General features: G+C 56.5%; 14 protein-coding genes. 7 read left to right on the top strand and 7 right to left on the bottom strand.

Annotation, left to right across the window (positions count from 1 at the left end):
- Positions 1-79: 79 nt before the first annotated feature.
- The 5 genes from ACR0JR_RS04330 to ACR0JR_RS04310 form a co-directional block, all read right to left on the bottom strand.
- Positions 80-859, bottom strand: a complete 780-nt coding sequence (locus ACR0JR_RS04330) for a HalD/BesD family halogenase (protein ID WP_480455140.1) — start codon at positions 857-859, stop codon at positions 80-82.
- A gap of 120 nt (positions 860-979) precedes the next feature.
- Positions 980-1,480, bottom strand: a complete 501-nt coding sequence (locus ACR0JR_RS04325) for a bactofilin family protein (protein ID WP_480455139.1) — start codon at positions 1,478-1,480, stop codon at positions 980-982.
- The gene (locus ACR0JR_RS04320) at positions 1,470-2,795 is read right to left on the bottom strand and encodes a DUF5930 domain-containing protein (RefSeq protein ID WP_480455195.1); all 1,326 of its coding nucleotides are present in this window, start codon (positions 2,793-2,795) and stop codon (positions 1,470-1,472) included. Before ACR0JR_RS04320 ends, ACR0JR_RS04325 begins: the two co-directional genes overlap by 11 nt.
- 178 nt (positions 2,796-2,973) lie before the next feature.
- A complete protein-coding gene (locus ACR0JR_RS04315; RefSeq protein WP_480455194.1) occupies positions 2,974-3,792 on the bottom strand; it encodes a ferritin-like domain-containing protein in 819 nt (272 codons plus the stop codon).
- 85 nt (positions 3,793-3,877) lie between these two features.
- Positions 3,878-4,339 carry a peroxiredoxin gene (locus ACR0JR_RS04310; protein WP_480455137.1) on the bottom strand — a complete coding sequence of 154 codons (462 nt, stop codon included), beginning with the start codon at positions 4,337-4,339 and terminating at the stop codon, positions 3,878-3,880.
- Between the two features lie 68 nt (positions 4,340-4,407).
- On the opposite strand from ACR0JR_RS04310, the gene ACR0JR_RS04305 reads away from it, so the two are divergent.
- The 4 genes from ACR0JR_RS04305 (at position 4,408) to ACR0JR_RS04290 (ending at position 10,948) form a co-directional block, all read left to right on the top strand.
- Positions 4,408-7,794: a YhdP family protein gene (locus tag ACR0JR_RS04305; protein WP_480455135.1), complete on the top strand. Its 3,387-nt coding sequence runs from the start codon at positions 4,408-4,410 to the stop codon at positions 7,792-7,794.
- A 44-nt stretch (positions 7,795-7,838) separates the two neighbouring features.
- On the top strand, positions 7,839-8,885 hold the full coding sequence (gene queA, locus ACR0JR_RS04300; RefSeq protein WP_480455133.1) for a tRNA preQ1(34) S-adenosylmethionine ribosyltransferase-isomerase QueA: 1,047 nt from the start codon (positions 7,839-7,841) through the stop codon (positions 8,883-8,885).
- A gap of 105 nt (positions 8,886-8,990) precedes the next feature.
- Entirely contained in the window at positions 8,991-10,277 is a 1,287-nt protein-coding gene (locus tag ACR0JR_RS04295; protein ID WP_170472195.1) for an MFS transporter, read from the top strand.
- Between the two features lie 92 nt (positions 10,278-10,369).
- Positions 10,370-10,948, top strand: coding sequence for a DUF924 family protein (locus tag ACR0JR_RS04290; RefSeq protein WP_010442137.1), 579 nt, complete (start codon positions 10,370-10,372; stop codon positions 10,946-10,948).
- On the opposite strand, the gene ACR0JR_RS04285 is transcribed toward ACR0JR_RS04290, so the two are convergent.
- Positions 10,945-11,235: a hypothetical protein gene (locus ACR0JR_RS04285; RefSeq protein WP_480455131.1), complete on the bottom strand. Its 291-nt coding sequence runs from the start codon at positions 11,233-11,235 to the stop codon at positions 10,945-10,947. The genes ACR0JR_RS04290 and ACR0JR_RS04285 overlap by 4 nt on opposite strands.
- A gap of 354 nt (positions 11,236-11,589) precedes the next feature.
- Here ACR0JR_RS04285 and lpdA point away from each other — a divergent pair, with 354 nt between their 5' ends.
- Complete coding sequence (gene lpdA, locus ACR0JR_RS04280; RefSeq protein ID WP_170540526.1) at positions 11,590-12,984, top strand: dihydrolipoyl dehydrogenase; 1,395 nt, start codon at positions 11,590-11,592, stop codon at positions 12,982-12,984.
- 135 nt (positions 12,985-13,119) lie between these two features.
- Here lpdA and ACR0JR_RS04275 read toward each other — a convergent pair whose 3' ends face one another.
- Complete coding sequence (locus ACR0JR_RS04275; RefSeq protein WP_480455129.1) at positions 13,120-14,508, bottom strand: dipeptidase; 1,389 nt, start codon at positions 14,506-14,508, stop codon at positions 13,120-13,122.
- Positions 14,509-14,810: 302 nt separating this feature from the next.
- Here ACR0JR_RS04275 and hemA point away from each other — a divergent pair, with 302 nt between their 5' ends.
- On the top strand, positions 14,811-16,034 hold the full coding sequence (hemA, locus tag ACR0JR_RS04270) for a 5-aminolevulinate synthase (RefSeq protein ID WP_480455127.1): 1,224 nt from the start codon (positions 14,811-14,813) through the stop codon (positions 16,032-16,034).
- 130 nt (positions 16,035-16,164) lie between these two features.
- Positions 16,165-17,382 carry a helix-turn-helix domain-containing protein gene (locus ACR0JR_RS04265; RefSeq protein ID WP_480455193.1) on the top strand — a complete coding sequence of 406 codons (1,218 nt, stop codon included), beginning with the start codon at positions 16,165-16,167 and terminating at the stop codon, positions 17,380-17,382.
- The last annotated feature ends 2 nt before the right edge of the window (positions 17,383-17,384 follow it).

The raw sequence follows: 17,384 nt of genomic DNA, 5'->3' as shown, positions 1-17,384 counted from the left end.
TTAGTCTAATTCAAAAAGTGCGTTTTGTGAAACTAACGTCTGCGGGGAATTTTTCTGGCTCTTCTTCAGCGCCTGAAAACTATCCGGTGCGTCCGTAGAATGTTTGGCGTGCGCTTTCGGACAAGGAAATGCCGGGTTCGGTGTTATAGGCAAGCACCGCAAGGATACGGGTTTGTTCGCCCTCGTTTGGAGCAACCCGGTGGATCGAGTTCCGGCCACGGAAGAATACCAAAGTTCCAGCCTCGGCGTCGAGCTGATTGACCTGAGTACGGCCATCGAGGATGTCGCCAACCGCGTCAAAGCTCATCTCACCAGCATCTGCATTGCGCACATCACGAACGTACTCAAATGACCCGCCCTGTTCCGGAGGTTGCACCATCAAAGTGATCGCGAAAGAGGAATTGTCAAAATGCCATCCCAGCTCTTGCCCTTGTTCGGCAAAATGCAGATTTATCGACGACAATGGATCGGCGTATTCAAACAGCGCGTCTTCTTCCAGCACGTCGCACAGAAAGGCGCGGAATGCATCGGAATCGTATAGCGCACGAAGGGCAGAGGTCTGAGGGATCTGATCATCGGTCAGGCAACCCTTTGACGAGGTAACCAGCCGGTTGCGCGGGTGATCAGGGTCGTAAGCAGGGTCCTGCGGGCTAAGGTAGACGGTGTGCTTCTCGGTCTTTGCATACACCTTATCTTTGTTTGCAAGACCATCTGCCCGAATGGATGAAATCGCCCTCTCTTTAACAAAACTCGGCATCTCCAGCACACCATCGCGTTGATAGCTCTGTCTGAGCGTCGCCCGAAACTCCGGATCCTCTATCGGGTAGGTGGTGAGATCAACAATATCTGCCAGTTCCATCGGGCCTCCATGCTGCTGTGCGCATTATTCCCAATTGGTGTAGAGCTTTCTCAGCCCCCAAGAAACAAAAAACGCCGCGAACAGGATCGCGACGTTTCTGCAGGACAGAAGTGTCTGTCTTTACTGTTTGACTTCGGCTGCCGGATTAGCGCCCGATTTGCCACTGCGGCCCGGGTTCAGCGGGTCGTCCTGACGCTGGACCGAACCTTCGAAATGCGCGCCGCTTTCGATGGCGATGGTTTTGTGGATAATGTCGCCTTCAACCCGTGCGGTCGAGGTCAGACGCACCTTCAGCCCACGCACGCGGCCCACGATACGGCCATTGACCACGACGTCATCTGCGGTGACTTCGCCCTTGATGGTGGCCGTCTCACCAATGGTCAGCAGGTGGGCACGGATGTCGCCTTCGACGGTGCCCTCAACCTGGATATCGCCTGAGGTTTTCAGATTGCCGGTGATGTGCAGATCCGAGGACAGGACCGATGCGGGCGGCTTGGGCTTGGGCGGGGTGCTTGCCTTGGTTTCAGTCGGTGCAGGGGCCGCCGGAGTGGCCGGAGCGGCCGGTTTCGCTGCCTCAGTCTCTTTCGATCCGGGTTCGTTGATTTTGCTCTTAGAAAACATTTCTCGCAGCCTTGATGTAAGTCATTGGGTTTACAGGTTTTCCGTTCACGCGCACCTCATAGTGCAGGTGGGTGCCGGTCGACCGTCCGGTGCTACCCATATCAGCAATATGATCCCCGCGCGAGACCCTTTGACCAACCTTTACCCGTATCTTGGTGTTATGAGCGTAAAGTGTCTCAATCCCGAACGCGTGCTTGATCTTGACCAGCCGACCGAAACCCGATTGCCAGCCTGCATGGGTGACCACGCCATCGGCGGTGGCGAAGATATCGGTGCCTTGCGGGCCTGCGAAATCAGCGCCGTTATGCATGCGGCGTCCACCGGTCTTAGGGTCGCGGCGGGTTCCGTAGCCGCTGGTATAGCGGACAGCAGCGCGCACCGGGCTGGCGAAGGGGGCCTTTTCGGCAGCGATGCGATAGAGGTTCAGCTGGTCCATCTGTTCCAGCAGAATATTTGCGCGGATCTGGTCGGGGGTCAGTTCCTCACCGCGCGTACTAAGGGATAAAGGGGTCAGCGGACCGCCCATACCGCTATATCCACGACGAACCTCGTCGAGGATACGATCTGTGGGCATGCCCGCGTTGCGGAACATCTTGTCGAGGGGTTCGACCGAGATCACCATGGCCTCTTCCAACTGGCGGAAAATCTCGTCGCTGCGTTCCTGCATCAGGCGAATTTCAAGTTCCAGCTCATCGCGCTGATGCAGCGCACCTTGTGCGTCAGCCGCAATCTGGTCGCGCTGTGCAGCGGTCCTAGCAAGAGCGTCGGTCATGAATGCCATTTGCGCGGGATTGGCCGACGCCGCCATATACGCAGAATCTCCACCGGCGCTTTGTTGCAGTTCGGCCAATTCAATTCGGGCGTCTTCACGCTGTTTCATCGTGGCGCGCAGTGTGGTCTGGATAACCTCGATTCCGGTCTCCAGCTCACGGCGGCGGTTCTCGGATTCCAGTAACTCGGACTGCATGACCGAAATCTGTTCCAGCGCCGCGTTGAACCTGTCATGAGCGGCCAAAGCCTCGGCAGCGCGCGTATCACGTTCATCCGACAGGATATTCAGGCGCTCTTGATAGGTTGCTTGATCGCGCTTGGCTTGTTCCCGGAAATTGCCAGACCCAATACTGTCCATCAGCAGGATCGACGTGGCAATGGCGGTCCAGGCGACCATTACCCCGACACCAGCGACGGCGGCTATCTGGGTCTCCGAACTTAGCCGGATAAACCGTGTATCATTGTCAGATTTCAGAAAAACCCGGCGCTCTGGAAAGTGCCGCTCAAGCAGTGAGTGTAGTTTAATTGCCAGACGTGTCCGCACGCGTCCTACCTCAATTGTCCCCATATCTCGGAGCCGGTCGTGAGTGAGTAGCCGCTCCTTGACGCGATTGCATAAAGGGGTCGGGGCATTCGGGCAAGTTTGTTAACCAATCGAGCGCAATGAACGGAGTTTTACCGCATGTGATCGGCGAGAATTTGCCGATAGCAGGCGTTTGCTGTCAGTCTGATACAACTCCGGGTGGTGGCAGGTCTTCGGTCAGGGGCCAATAGAAATCAGGGGGCAGTCCGGCCTCGGCGCGCTTCTCTTCGTTGAAGGGGGGTTTCAGCGCTCCGTGGAAATAGCGGCGCACAAGGGCGTGAAACACATCCTTGGGATCCGCATTCTCGCGCCCGCACAGAAAGTGAAACCATTTCGAGCCATAGGCAACATGGCCAACTTCCTCGGCATAGATTACTTCAAGCGCGGCAACGGCGTCATCAGCCTTGGCCTTGCGGAAGATGTCTATCATGCCAGGAGTCACATCTAGCCCGCGCGCTTCAAGAACCATCGGGACCACGGCAAGGCGGCCCATCAGGTCCTCGGCGGTGTCCTCGGCGGCGCGCCACATTCCCGCATGGGCGGGCAGTGCACCATAATGGCTGCCCATCTGTTCGAGGCAGTCGCAGACCATCTCGAAATGGCGCGATTCTTCTTCGGCACATTTCACCCAATCGTCATAGAAGCCGATGGGCATCGGCAGATGGCCAAATCGGGCAATGATGTCCCAATGCAGGTCCACGGCGTTCAACTCTATATGCGCGACGGCGTGTAACAGCGCGATACGGCCCGCCTCGGACCCGGGCCTGCGGCGGGGCACATCCCGAGGAGACAACAGTTCGGGCTTTTCAGGCCGCGCAGGGTAAATCGGTGGCTCGGCGGTGCCCACTTCGATCTTGGGCGCGTCGCACTGCCGGGATGCAAACCAGGCAGCGGCGTATTGTTTGGACAGGGCGGTTTTCTCGCGTCCGACCGATGTGGTCAAAACCTCAGTCGCCATTTCGGTCAGTGTTTTTGACACGCTTGCCCCCTAACGCTGCAGTCCGCGCGGGTCATACCCTTGATGCCCGCGCGGGTCGAGAGAGTCAGAGTGCGCGCGCAGCCTCAAGCACCTCGTCCACATGGCCCGGCACTTTCACCTTGCGCCAGATACGGGCTATTTTGCCCTCGGCATCGATTAGAAAGGTTGAACGTTCAATGCCCATCGATTTCCGCCCATACATGTTCTTTTCGACCCAGACGCCATAATCTTCGCATACGGTCTGACCCTCATCGGACAGCAGCGGTGTGGTCAGCCCGTGTTTGGCAACGAACTTGTCGTGTTTGGCGATGGTATCGCGCGAGATGCCGAAGACGTGAGCGCCTGCGTCACGAAACGCATCAAGCTGTTCCGAGAATCCGATGGATTCCTTAGTGCAGCCCGGCGTATCATCACGGGGATAGAAAAACAGAACGACGGCACGGCCACGTTGTTCCGACAGGGACACCTCGCCGCCGCCGTCGCGGGGCAGAGTAAAGTCGGGTGCGATGTCTGAGACTTCGGGCATATTCAAACTCCGGCTGGGAAACTAAAGGCTGGCGCTTATCATAGTGCACGGACGGCAGGTTGAAAGGCGTGGGACGTAAATTGGTCCAGCAAGAACAGCAGGATGACGCCGGTTCGGTTAAAAAGCCACGACGTCGGTCGCGTCGACGGACTGCTGGCTTGTGGACACTGCGCGGTGTCTTCATTCTTGTTCTTCTGGCACTAGTCACAGGCTTCATGGTGGTGGGGCAGCGCATGCACGCGCCGGATTGGCTACGTGATCGGGTTGAAACTCGGTTAGATCAGGCTCTGGGCGGCGTCAAAGTGCGGTTCGGCGATGTCAGCTTTATTATTCATGAAGGCTGGCGTCCTCGATTGCGTTTAACCGATGTCCGCATCAGTGACGCGGACGGTCGTCAGATCGCCGAAGTGTCCGACCTGCGGGCCAGTCTTTCTATGCGCCCGCTGCTGCGCGGTCATGTGCAGCCCAAGCGGATCATCCTGCAAGGCGCGCAGATCGCTTTGACAAGGGGTGTGGACGGAGCCCTTTCTCTGACGGTGGGTGCGGGCAGTGCGCCGGTCGGGCAAGCTCCGAATCTGGCGCAGCTGATCGAGGCTTCGGATGAGGTGTTCCAGGCGACAGTCTTGTCAGCCCTGACTTCAGTTGAACTGGATGCAATTACGCTGGACTATCAGGATCTGCGGCTGGGCCGGTCCTGGGTGCTGGATGGTGGGCGCATTCAGGCGACCCGCAGCGCGCGCGAGGTTCGACTGGCCACCAGCTTTTCGGTACTTGCCGGGCGGGACTACGTGAGCACGATTGAAGCCAATTATACCAGTTCGCTTGGCAGCCCTGCCGCACAGTTTGGCATTTCGATCACCGATCTGCCTTCGGAAGATATTGGCGGACATAGCCCAGCTCTTGCATGGATGCAGGTGTTGCGCACGCCCATCTCTGGTGCTTTGCGTGGTAGCGTAGACCCCGACGGCGCGCTGGGCCCGGTCTTTGCCACACTGAACCTCGGTACGGGTGCGGTGCAGCCGACACCAGAAACAACGCCGATCAAGTTTGAATCGGCGAGGACCTATTTTACATACGATCCAAAGCTGCAGGCGCTGGACTTCAACGAGGTGTCGATCAATTCCGCCTGGGGTACGGTGCAGGCAGATGGGATAACATTTCTTAAGGGCGTAGAAGCTGGCGGTCTGGAGAGCATGTCAGGTCAGTTTCGCCTGAGCGGGATCGAGATTAATCCCGTGGATCTGTTCCCTGAACCGCTGAACCTTTCGCAGGCCGATGTGGACTTTCAGATGAAACTGGCCCCGTTCCGGCTGCGGTTGGGCCAGATGTCAATTGAAGATGGTGAACATCGCGCGCGCCTGAGCGGGTCATTGGCCGGTCTGTCCGAAGGTTGGGTTGCCGAGATTGACGCACAGATCGACCAGATGAGTTCTGATCAATTGTTGAAATACTGGCCAGAACGTCTTGCGCCGAAACCACGTCTCTGGGTCACTGAAAACTTGTATCAGGGCGAAATGTCGGATCTGGATTTCGCTCTGCGTCTGCGGCCCGGAGAAAAACCCGACATCTATGCCGATTTTGAGTTCGAAGATACCAAGGTCCGGTTCGCCAAGACGCTTCCGCCCATTCAGGATGCACAAGGGCAGGCCAGCCTGCTGAACGGTCGGTTTACCGTCTCGGCGCAGAAGGGGATCGTAATCGCGGACGAGGGCGGGGCGGTTGATGCTTCGGGCACCTCGTTTATCATTCCAGACACCCGTATCAAGAAATCCACGCCCGGGATCGCCCGCGTGCAGGCCAAGGGTAGTGTGACGGCTGCCCTGTCTTTGTTGGATCGGCCACCGCTGCAATTATTGACCAAGGCCAATCTTCCCATTGAGCTGGCAGAAGGTCAGGTCAGTCTTTCAGGTACGTTGTCGTTGCCCATGATCAAGGGCTTGAAGCTTGAAGACACACGATTCCATTTTCTGGGGGAACTGGTCGATCTGGACAGTGATAGGCTGGTGCCGGGGTTTGAAGTCAGTGCCGACCAGCTCGATCTGACAGGGGATCAAACGCAGGTCGCCATTTCGGGCGAGGGCCTGTTTGGCGTCGTACCAGTTAAAGCCACCTGGCGACAGCCCATCGGCGGCGACACCGCGCAACGTAGTGGGCTGACAGGGCAAATTGAAATCTCTCCGCGCCTGATGGAACAGATAAATGCTGGTTTACCCAAAGGGATGCTAACCGGACAGGGGGTGGCTGACTTTTCACTGGGTATAGGCGCGGGTGAACCGCCACTTCTGAACGCAAACTCTGACTTGGTGGGGGTGGCTCTGGCCATCCCCGAGTTGGGGTGGAGGAAAGGGGCAAACAGTAGCGGCACCTTAACAGCCGAAGCGACGCTAGGCGCGCAACTCAGCGTCGATGAGCTGCGTATCGAGGCGGCTGGGCTGCGAACATCAGCCACGATCTCTTTCAGAGATGGTGGGTTTGACCGCGTGCGCTTCAGCTCATTTGAATTGGGCAACTGGTTGGCTGTTCCTGCGGAACTGATCGGGCGAGGGGCGGCTTTACCGGATATCCGTGTGTTGGGCGGTGTGCTTAATCTGGGTAAATCGACCTTGGGTGAAGGGGCTAGCAGCGGAGGTAGGGCAGCTGGACCCGGGCCGAAACTCGACGTCACATTGGACCGGTTACAGGTAACCAAAACGGTGGCATTGACCGGGTTAACCGGCTCGTTTCAAACCACAGGCGGGTTGACGGGCGGATTCGCAGCTCAGGTCAACGGTGGCGCGCGGATCAAAGGCCAGGTGACGCCGCGCGATAATCGAACGGCGGTTGGGCTGACTTCCGAAGATGCGGGTGCGGTTCTGCGTTCGGCTGGTGTTCTGACGCAGGCGCGTGGCGGGTCCATGCAATTGCAACTCGACCCGATTGCCGAGCCCGGAAACTACGACGTTGACCTGAAAATCAAGAATACACGGATCACCGACGCTCCGGCGATGGCGGCCTTGTTGAACGCGATCAGTCTGGTGGGGTTGTTGGACGAGATGGCGGGGCAGGGCATATTCTTTGCAGCCATCGATAGCAAAATGCGCATCACACCGACCGAAGTGAAAGTTCTAAGTGGCAGCGCCGTAGGGCCATCTATGGGACTGTCATTCGAGGGCACCATTGATACGGTGACTCAAATGCTGAACCTGCGCGGCGCGATCTCGCCAATTTATCTGGTTAATGCGATTGGCAGTGTTCTGTCGAAGAAGGGCGAGGGGATTTTCGCGTTCAATTATACCCTGACCGGCCCACTGAGCGATCCAAAGGTTTCTGTCAATCCGCTGTCCGGGCTGGCCCCGTTGTTCCTGCGAAACTTGTTGCGCGAGCCCGCGCCGACTGTCTCGGATGGCCCAAATGCAACGCCTGACCGATCGGACCAACCCCATCCGGCTGTGCAATCACGCGGCGAGGACCGTTGATCTGAGCGGTGGCCGAATCTGTTGGGCCGATGTATGGCGCGGCCATGAAACTCAGCGATTTTGATTTCCATCTGCCTGAACACCTGATTGCGACGCGGCCTGCCAGCCCGCGCTCATCGGCACGCTTGCTACTTGCGCAGCAGGATACCATTCGGGATCAGCGTGTCCACGAACTACCGGACATATTGCTCCCTGGGGACCGGCTGGTTTTGAACGACACGCGTGTCATCCCGGCACGCCTGAACGGCCGCCGCCATCGCAGCAGCGCACAGGGGCCTGTGTCTGCAGCGATCGAAGCGACGCTGCTGGACCCGCAATCCGACGGCTGCTGGGCTGCACTGATCAAACCGCTAAAGAAGGTCAAACCTGGCGAAGAAATCGTGTTTTCAGATGACCTAAGTGCGACCCTGGATCGGGTTGCCGATGGCCAGGCCTTTCTGCGTTTCAACCTGACCGGAGAGGATTTCGACCAAGCCTTGGAGCAGGCTGGCGCGATGCCATTGCCGCCTTATATTGCGGCGAAACGTGCTGCGGACGAACAGGATAAGACCGATTATCAAACTGTATGGGCGCGTAACTCTGGTGCTGTTGCAGCCCCGACAGCGTCGCTGCATTTCGACGATGCGTTGCTTCAAGCGCTGTCAGCACGTGGTGTCGAGTTTACCCATGTCACTTTGCATGTGGGCGCAGGCACCTTTCTGCCAGTTAAGGTCGAGGACGTGGCGACCCACAAAATGCATGCTGAATGGGGCCGTGTCAGCGCGCAGGCCGCAGCCGATATCGCCGCAACCAAAGCAGCGGGTGGGCGGATCATTCCTGTGGGCACGACGGCCTTACGTCTGATCGAAAGTGCTGCACGTTCAGGGCAGATCGAGCCGTGGGAAGGTGAGACCGACATATTCATTTACCCCGGATTTCAGTTTCACGTCACTGATGCGCTGATGACTAACTTTCATCTGCCGAAATCCACACTGTTAATGTTGGTTTCCGCGTTGATGGGACAGGATCGAGTCAAGTCAATTTATGATCACGCCATCGCGGATGAATATCGCTTTTTCTCATACGGCGACGCATCTCTTTTGATCCCCTAGTCGCATCTGTTTCATCCGCGCCGCAACAATGTCGTAGACAGGCGCGACGCGGATAGTATTTGATCGCAAAGCGAACAAAACAAATCAGCAATTTGGGTTGGCAGAATGCTTCAGGTTCTTTCCAGCGCTTGGGCGCTTCTTCTGGGTATGGGATTGCTGATGGTCGGTAACGGCCTGCAGGGCACTCTGCTGGGCGTGCGTGGCGAGATTGAGGGGTTTTCTACCCTCGAAATGTCATTTGTAATGTCCGCCTATTTTGTTGGATTTCTCGGCGGTTCGCGTTTGGCGCCCGAAATGATCCGTCGCGTCGGTCATGTGCGCGTATTCGCAGCACTGGCTTCGTTTATTTCGGCCGTCATGATCATGTACCCGATGCTTGCCGATCCCATTGCCTGGTCGCTGGGCCGGGTTGTGATCGGATTCTGTTTCTCGGGTGTGTATGTGACCGCTGAGAGCTGGCTGAACAACGCCGCAAACAACGAGAACCGAGGACAGGCCCTTTCGCTTTATATGATCGTGCAGATGGCGGGTGTGGTCAGCGCTCAGGCCTTGCTGCTGGTTGGTGACCCCGCCGGGTATGAAACCTTTGTCATCGCGTCGATTCTGGTTTCGATCTCGTTTGCACCCATTTTGTTGTCGATCTCTCCTACACCTGCGTTTGACACCACCAAGCCGATGACCCTGCGCCAGTTGATGGAAACATCTCCGCTGGGCTGCGTTGGCATGTTCTTGTTGGGCGGGATTTTTTCTGCCCAATTCGGGATGAGCGCAGTTTATGGTGCGCAAGTAGGTCTGAGTCTGGTTGAAATTTCGATCTTCGTGGCGGTGTTCTATATTGGAGCGGTATTGCTTCAGTTTCCGCTGGGCTGGATGTCCGACCGGATGGATCGTCGCGTATTGATCATATTGGTCTCGGCAGTAGGTGGGGTCGGTGCTGTTATTGGCATGGTGCTGGGTGTAACATTCACGATGCTTCTTGTTGCGGCCTTCTTTATTGGCGGCATGACAAGCCCGCTCTATTCCCTGCTGATAGCTTATACCAACGATTATCTGGAGTATGATGATATGTCGGCGGCCTCGGGCGGGCTGGTATTCATCAATGGCCTCGGAGCAATCGCCGGGCCGATTATTACTGGCTGGCTGATGGGCACTGGCGTTGTCGGGCCAAAGGGTTTCTTTCTGTTTATTGCTACGCTGATGTTTGCCATGGCCGCCTACGCCGCCTATCGGATGACCCAGCGAGTCTACACACCGGTGGATGAGACGGGCGCGATTGCTCCGATCTATCCAACTTCGTCACCTGTTGCGTTGGAAGTCGCCCAAGAGGTTGCTATTGAAGCAGCGCAAGATGAGCAAGATGCACAAGAACCCGCCCGTGCGCCGGAATTGTGACTTTAGTGTTGCAATATGTTACTGTCACAAATCTGTAAAAGTGATTTTAATGACGTTACGTCCTGGGGAGGACAATTACGGAGTCTAGGGCAATGGCAGGTCCTGAAGAAGTATTGAGTTTTTGGTTAGATGAGGTCGGCCCCGAGGGGTGGTACCTACAGGATGAAGCGCTGGATGCGCGGATCCGAGACAAATTTCTTTCAACCTGGAAAGCCGCGTGTGAAGGCAAGTTTTCGCTCTGGCTGACCTATCCCAGCGGGGCGCTGGCTTACATTATCCTTTTGGATCAGTTGCCTCGCAATATGTTCCGGGGCAGCAAGCAGGCCTTTGCATCCGATAGGGCGGCACTGGCGGCAGCAAAATGCGCGGTCGACAAGGGCTGGGATCTAAAGATCGATGAACCCGCGCGGCAGTTCTTCTATCTGCCAATGATGCACTCGGAAAATTTGTGCGATCAGGAGCGTTGTGTACGCATGATGCTTGAGCGGATGCCCGAAAGTGGTGACAGCAATCTGTTGCATGCGCGCGCGCATCGCGAGGTGATCCGAAAATTCGGCCGTTTCCCATATCGCAACGATGCACTGGAAAGGGCAACTACTGATCACGAAGCCGCATATGTGAGCAATGGTGGCTACGGATCAACAGTGCGTGAATTGCAGGCCGCGACCTAGGTCGCGGGCTCGCAACCCTTGATGATCAATATCCGGTTGGTGATGTTGTCTGCAGAAGTCGTGATCGCATAGTTGATCAGGTCTTCCGGACGTTCGACAAGGTTCGCCAAGCGAGATTGCGTATTTTCAAGTTTCCCCTCCAAACTGTTCAAGCGTTGCAGGGCGGCGCTCAGCTGTTGGCGCATGGTTTCATCAAGCTGTGCTCTCTGGCCAAATGAGGCAAAATCGCTGCGCAGCTCTGTCAGCTCTACTCGAATGCCTTGCGCCTGTTCGCGTAATGGCGCCACTGCTTGCAAGTTCTCAGCAAATCCGGTCCGAATTTGGTCTGCGGATTGTAAAAGTTTCCACCCTAGGAAGAGGCATAAGGCCAGCAATATCAATGTCGCGTTCAAAAATGCCAGTAATAAGTCCTTGAGGATTTTGGCCATGTTTCGCCTTTCGAAATATGGTGGATATCAAAAACAAATGGTTCCGAAGTCTCCGTTCTAGCCTTTGCGGCGGCACGGGTATAGGCTGAATTCAGCTTGATAATGGCGAAATTACCCTGCGTCACATATGTCGCGGGAAGTTATGTTGATGCGTTGGAAAAAATAGTTTAACGGTAAACTAGTTTTTGAACCGATCTGTGCCGAGAGGGAAACATGGCTGCACAATCCTATGATCTGATCGTAATCGGGGCTGGCCCCGGTGGCTATGTGGCCGCTATTCGCGCGGCACAATTGGGCCTTAAGACCGCTGTCGTTGAACGCGAGCATTTGGGCGGCATCTGCCTGAACTGGGGTTGTATCCCAACAAAGGCGCTGTTGCGGTCATCGGAAGTGTTCCATCTGATGGAGCGTGCCAAGGATTTTGGCCTGAAAGCTGACAAGGTCGGTTACGATCTGGACGCCGTGGTCAAACGCTCGCGCGGGGTTGCGGCGCAGCTTTCCGGCGGCATCGGTCACCTGTTGAAGAAAAACAAAGTGGCCGTTGTGATGGGAGAAGCGACCATTCCGGCGAAAGGCAAGGTCAGCGTGAAAACTGACAAAGGCACCGAGGAGCTGACAGCGAAGAACATCGTTCTGGCCACTGGCGCCCGTGCGCGTGAACTGCCGGGGCTCGAGGCTGATGGCGATCTGGTCTGGACCTACAAACACGCGCTGCAGCCGCCGCGGATGCCCAAGAAATTGCTCGTTATCGGTTCGGGCGCGATCGGAATCGAATTCGCCAGTTTCTACAACACGCTGGGAGCAGACACGACTGTTGTCGAAGTCATGGATCGCGTTCTGCCGGTCGAAGATGCTGAGATCAGCGCGTTTGCAAAAAAGGCCTTCACCAAGCAAGGCATGACCATCATGGAAAAAGCAATGGTCAAGCAACTGGACCGCGCCAAGGGCAAAGTAACCGCGCATATCGAGGTGAAAGGTAAGGTCGAGAAGCACGACTTTGACACCGTGATTTCGGCGGTTGGTATTGTCGGCAATGTTGAGAACCTCGGGCTTGAGGCTTTGGGCGTAAAGATTGATCGCACCCATGTTGTGACGGATGAATTCTGCCGTACCGGGGTTGAAGGACTTTATGCGATTGGCGATATCGCTGGCGCGCCGTGGCTTGCGCACAAGGCGAGCCACGAAGGCGTTATGGTCGCTGAGCTTATTGCTGGTAAGCACGCACATCCGGTCAAACCCGAAAGCATCGCTGGCTGTACCTATTGTCAGCCTCAAGTCGCCTCGGTCGGATACAGCGAAGCCAAGGCCAAAGAGTTGGGGTACGACATTAAGGTCGGCCGGTTCCCGTTCATTGGCAATGGCAAGGCCATCGCACTGGGTGAGCCTGAAGGGCTGATCAAAACCGTGTTTGATGCCAAAACCGGTGAACTGCTGGGCGCGCACATGATTGGTGCTGAAGTGACCGAGTTGATCCAGGGCTATGTGGTGGGCCGCCAGTTGGAGACCACCGAAGAAGATCTGATGAACACTGTCTTCCCGCACCCGACGCTGTCGGAAATGATGCATGAAAGCGTGCTGGATGCCTATGGGCGCGTGATCCACATGTAAGGATGGGTGCTCAGCCCCCGTCGAGGTATGCCGCGACTCTCCGAGATAATTATCGCCAGATGAAGCAGGGTATCCGTACTTCATCTGGCTGGAAATAACTCGGAGCGCGAGGCTGAGCCTCGCAAAACACCATGCTTATTTCCTGGTCAAAGCGTCCAGAATGCGCGCCCACGAGCGGATGCCCTTGTGGAAACTCTTGACGTCGTATTTTTCATTCGGTGAGTGAATGGCGTCGTCGTCATTAGCATAGCCGACCAGCATGGAATCCAAGCCCAACACCGAATTGAAATAACCAACGACAGGGATCGAGCCGCCCATGCCAGTGAAGACGGCCTCGCGGTCCCATTCATCCGAAAGCGCGCCGCGCGCGGCTTCGAATTCGGGGCGATTGAGGTTCATGACCGAGGCGGGCGAGCCCTCAAGGTCGTTATCCCATACTACTTTGGCATCCGATGACAAGCGATCTTCGACATGTTTGCGGATTCGATTGCGCAACGCATCCGGATCCATATCGCCAACCAGACGGCAGGTAATCTTGCAATGCGCCTCGGACGGGATCACGGTTTTGGAGCCAGCGCCGTTGTAGCCTCCCCACAAGCCGTTCACTTCCAGCGTCGGCCGCGCCCATTGTTGTTCGAGCGTCGAATACCCCTTTTCGCCGTGTGGTTCGGAGTAGCCAACAGAGTTCAGGTATTCCGCTTCGTCGAAACCACAATTCTGCCATTGGCGCAGTTGCTCGGCTGGGACTTCGTGCACGCCTTCGTAGAAGCCGTCGACCGCCACGCGACCGGTGTCTTCGTCGTAGAATGAGGCAACGATGCGCGATAGCTCTCGCAGCGGGTTTAGGCCGGGTCCGCCATAATGGCCTGAATGCAGGTCGATGCGGGGGCCGATGATGGTGAATTCATCCTTGAGCATGCCGCGCAGTTGCGACGCGATTGACGGGACACCTCGCGAGACCATCGAGGTGTCACAGACCAGCGCCAGATCAGCCTGAAGCTCGGCTTTATTTGCTTCGAGAAACGGAACCAGAGATGGCGATCCGGATTCTTCCTCGCCCTCAAAGAAAAACGTGATGCGGCAGGGCAGGGAGCCGTGAACCGCTTTCCAGGCGCGGCAAGCTTCTACAAAGGTCATCAACTGACCCTTGTCATCGGAAGACCCACGACCGCGGATCACTTGACCATGTGCGGTGTCTTCCAATGCAGGATCGAAGGGTTCGCGGTTCCACAGTTCAAGCGGGTCAACCGGTTGTACGTCATAATGGCCATAGAACAGAACATGAGGGCCTTCGTTGCCTTCGCCGACATGACCAACAACCATAGGATGGCCCGGGGTTTCTCGCTTTTCAGCGTTGATGCCGATGCTTTTTAAATCATCGACCAACCAGTCTGCGGCTTTGTCGACGTTCTCCTTGAACGCTGGATCAGTGGAAATAGAGGGGATTCGCAGGAACTCCATCAGGCGATCGATAGAGGTTGTCAGATCGGTATCGATCCGGCTCAGTACAGCGTCAAGCGACATGGGTCTCTCCTGAAAGGTCTGGATTTGGCGCAGAGCCTAGCAGCGCAAACGGGGCCGTCCAGCCCGTTTTGCCTTAAGAATCGGTGAATCTGCCTGCGTCGTTTCCTCGCGTCTGGTTGCCGTAACTTTACTTGTCGGATAGCCGCTTAGTAGGTATTTGATGCAAATCAAAGTTGGGTTCAACGGTTCGGCTGTAGGCAGGTCGGACAGGGGAACGCGAAGCCATATATTCGGCCCGTCTGTGATGTGGCAAAAAATATCGCCCGGGGTTATGATAAACCCGGGCATCCAAGGAGGGTCCGTTGGACTATACTGCTAAGCTCGATACTGCGATTGCCAGGCTGCATGACGAAGGACGTTATCGGACCTTTATTGATATCGAACGCCGTAAGGGTCAATTCCCGCACGCCGTGCGGACTTGCCCGGACGGATCACAGCAGAACATCACCGTGTGGTGCGGCAACGATTATCTGGGCATGGGGCAAAACCCCGTGGTGCTGGACGCGATGCATGAGGCGGTAGATGCGACCGGTGCGGGTTCAGGCGGAACACGCAATATATCAGGGACGACTGTCTATCATAAACGTCTCGAAGCTGAGTTGGCCGATCTGCATGGCAAGGAAGCCGCGCTATTGTTCACCAGCGCTTACATTGCAAATGATGCGACCCTGAGCACGTTGCCCAAGCTATTTCCTGGCCTGATCATCTATTCAGACGAGCTGAACCACGCCTCGATGATCGAAGGCGTGCGCCGTAATGGTGGGGCCAAGCGTATATTCCGTCACAATGATGTCGCACATCTGCGCGAATTGCTCGAGGCCGATGACCCGGCAGCCCCCAAGCTGATCGCCTTTGAATCAGTCTACTCGATGGATGGTGATTTTGGTCCGATTGAACAGATTTGTGATCTGGCTGATGAATTCGGAGCTTTGACCTATATCGATGAAGTTCACGCAGTCGGTATGTACGGCGCCCGTGGTGGTGGCGTGACTGAGCGGGATCGCCTTGCTCATCGCATCGACATCATCAATGGAACGCTGGCCAAGGCCTATGGCGTTATGGGGGGCTACATTGCCGCAAGCGAGAAGATGTGTGATGCCATCCGCTCTTACGCGCCCGGTTTTATTTTTACCACGTCCCTGCCACCTGCGGTCGCTGCCGGGGCGGCGGCTTCAGTTGCCTATCTCAAGCGCGCACCGGAATTGCGTGAGCAGCACCAAACCCAGGCCAGCATTCTTAAGCTGCGGCTCAAAGGGCTGGGCTTGCCGCTGATAGATCATGGCAGTCATATCGTGCCGGTGATCGTCGGTAATCCCGTGCATACGAAGATCCTCAGCGACCGATTGCTGGATGACTATGGAATCTACGTTCAGCCAATCAATTTCCCGACCGTTCCGCGCGGCACCGAACGCCTGCGCTTTACCCCCTCTCCGGTGCATGGGCCCGACGAAATGAACCGTCTGGTGCAGGCGATGGACGAACTTTGGTCACATTGTGCGCTAAATCGCGCCGAACTTGCCGGGTAATGTCACACTAAAGTGTGCAACGAGTTTGCTGCGTGTTACGCTTACGCTAACAAAAGAATTAGACGAATCGTTGTAGGGGCGATTCGCCGCTAGCGTGCAACACGCGACAGGCAAAGATGGGGCAGCAGGAATGATTGGGCGCAGATCACAGCGCGATTCCGAAGAAGACATGGACGTCAGGCCAAAGGGCTTTGACGACTATGAGGTACGACTTGGCGATGTTATGCGCGGTGAACGCGCGACGATGGGCAAATCTCTTCTGGATGTACAGCGCGAACTTCGGATCAAAGCCAACTACATAGCCGCCATTGAAAATGCTGATCCTGATGCTTTTGACACACCCGGCTTCATCGCTGGGTATGTGCGCTCCTATGCCCGCTATCTGGGGATGAACCCCGATGAGACTTTCGCAAGCTTCTGTCAGGAGAGCGGATTCGAAGTTGCACACGGCATGTCGGCCGAGGCATCGGTAGTCAAGAAAGCCCAAGGTGGTTTGCCCACTCGCGGGTCGATGGGGCGTGATCCCTTCGTCTCGCCGAACACGCCCTATATTCCCGGTCGCGAATCCGTGGTCAGCCAGATCGAACCGCGGGCCATCGGCTCGACACTTGTGCTGTTGGCCGTAATTGGCGGAATTGGCTATGGCGGCTGGTCGGTTCTGAACCGAATTCAGCAGGTACAGGTCAGCCCGGTCGAGCAAGCGCCGGTTGTACTGACTGATCTTGATCCGCTGGACGCTGCGCAGGTGCGGGCGGACGAGGAGGCCGAATTGGCCAGCGTCGATGCACCAAGCACAGAAGCGCTGGATCGTTTGTATCGCCCGCAAGCGCTGGATGTACCGGTGCTGGTTGCCCGCGATGCCCCGATTTCAACGCTTGATCCGCGTACAGTCGGCACTTTCCGCGCTCCTGAGCCACCGCAGATTCAGGTGACTGAAGTTCATACGGTCGAGCGTCCGGCGTTACCGCAGGTGGTTGAGCAACTGGATACGACGCTGAAGATCGTAGCCGTTAACCCATCGTGGATGCGCGTAACGGCCGCTGATGGCAGTGTCATTTTCGAAGGTACACTGGGTACCGTCGAACAAGGCAGCACGTTCGAAGTGCCCCTGACCGAAGAGGCTCCGCTATTGCGAGCTGGCGCATCGGGATCCGTATATTTCTCGATGAATGGTGAACATTTTGGTCCGGTTGGCGCACCCGGCACGGTGACCAAGGGCGTTGTGCTCTCGAAAGATGCAGTTTCCGAAAAATTTGCAGTTGCGGATCTTGAGGCCGAACAGAACAGCGCGCTCAAGCAACTGGTCGCGGAATTACAGACCAAGCCAGCAGAAGCGCCTGCTGAGTGATC

This window comes from Ruegeria sp. AA3, assembly GCF_056542905.1.
Note: the sequence above shows the minus strand (reverse complement) of the source record. Positions and strands in the feature narration are given on the sequence as shown.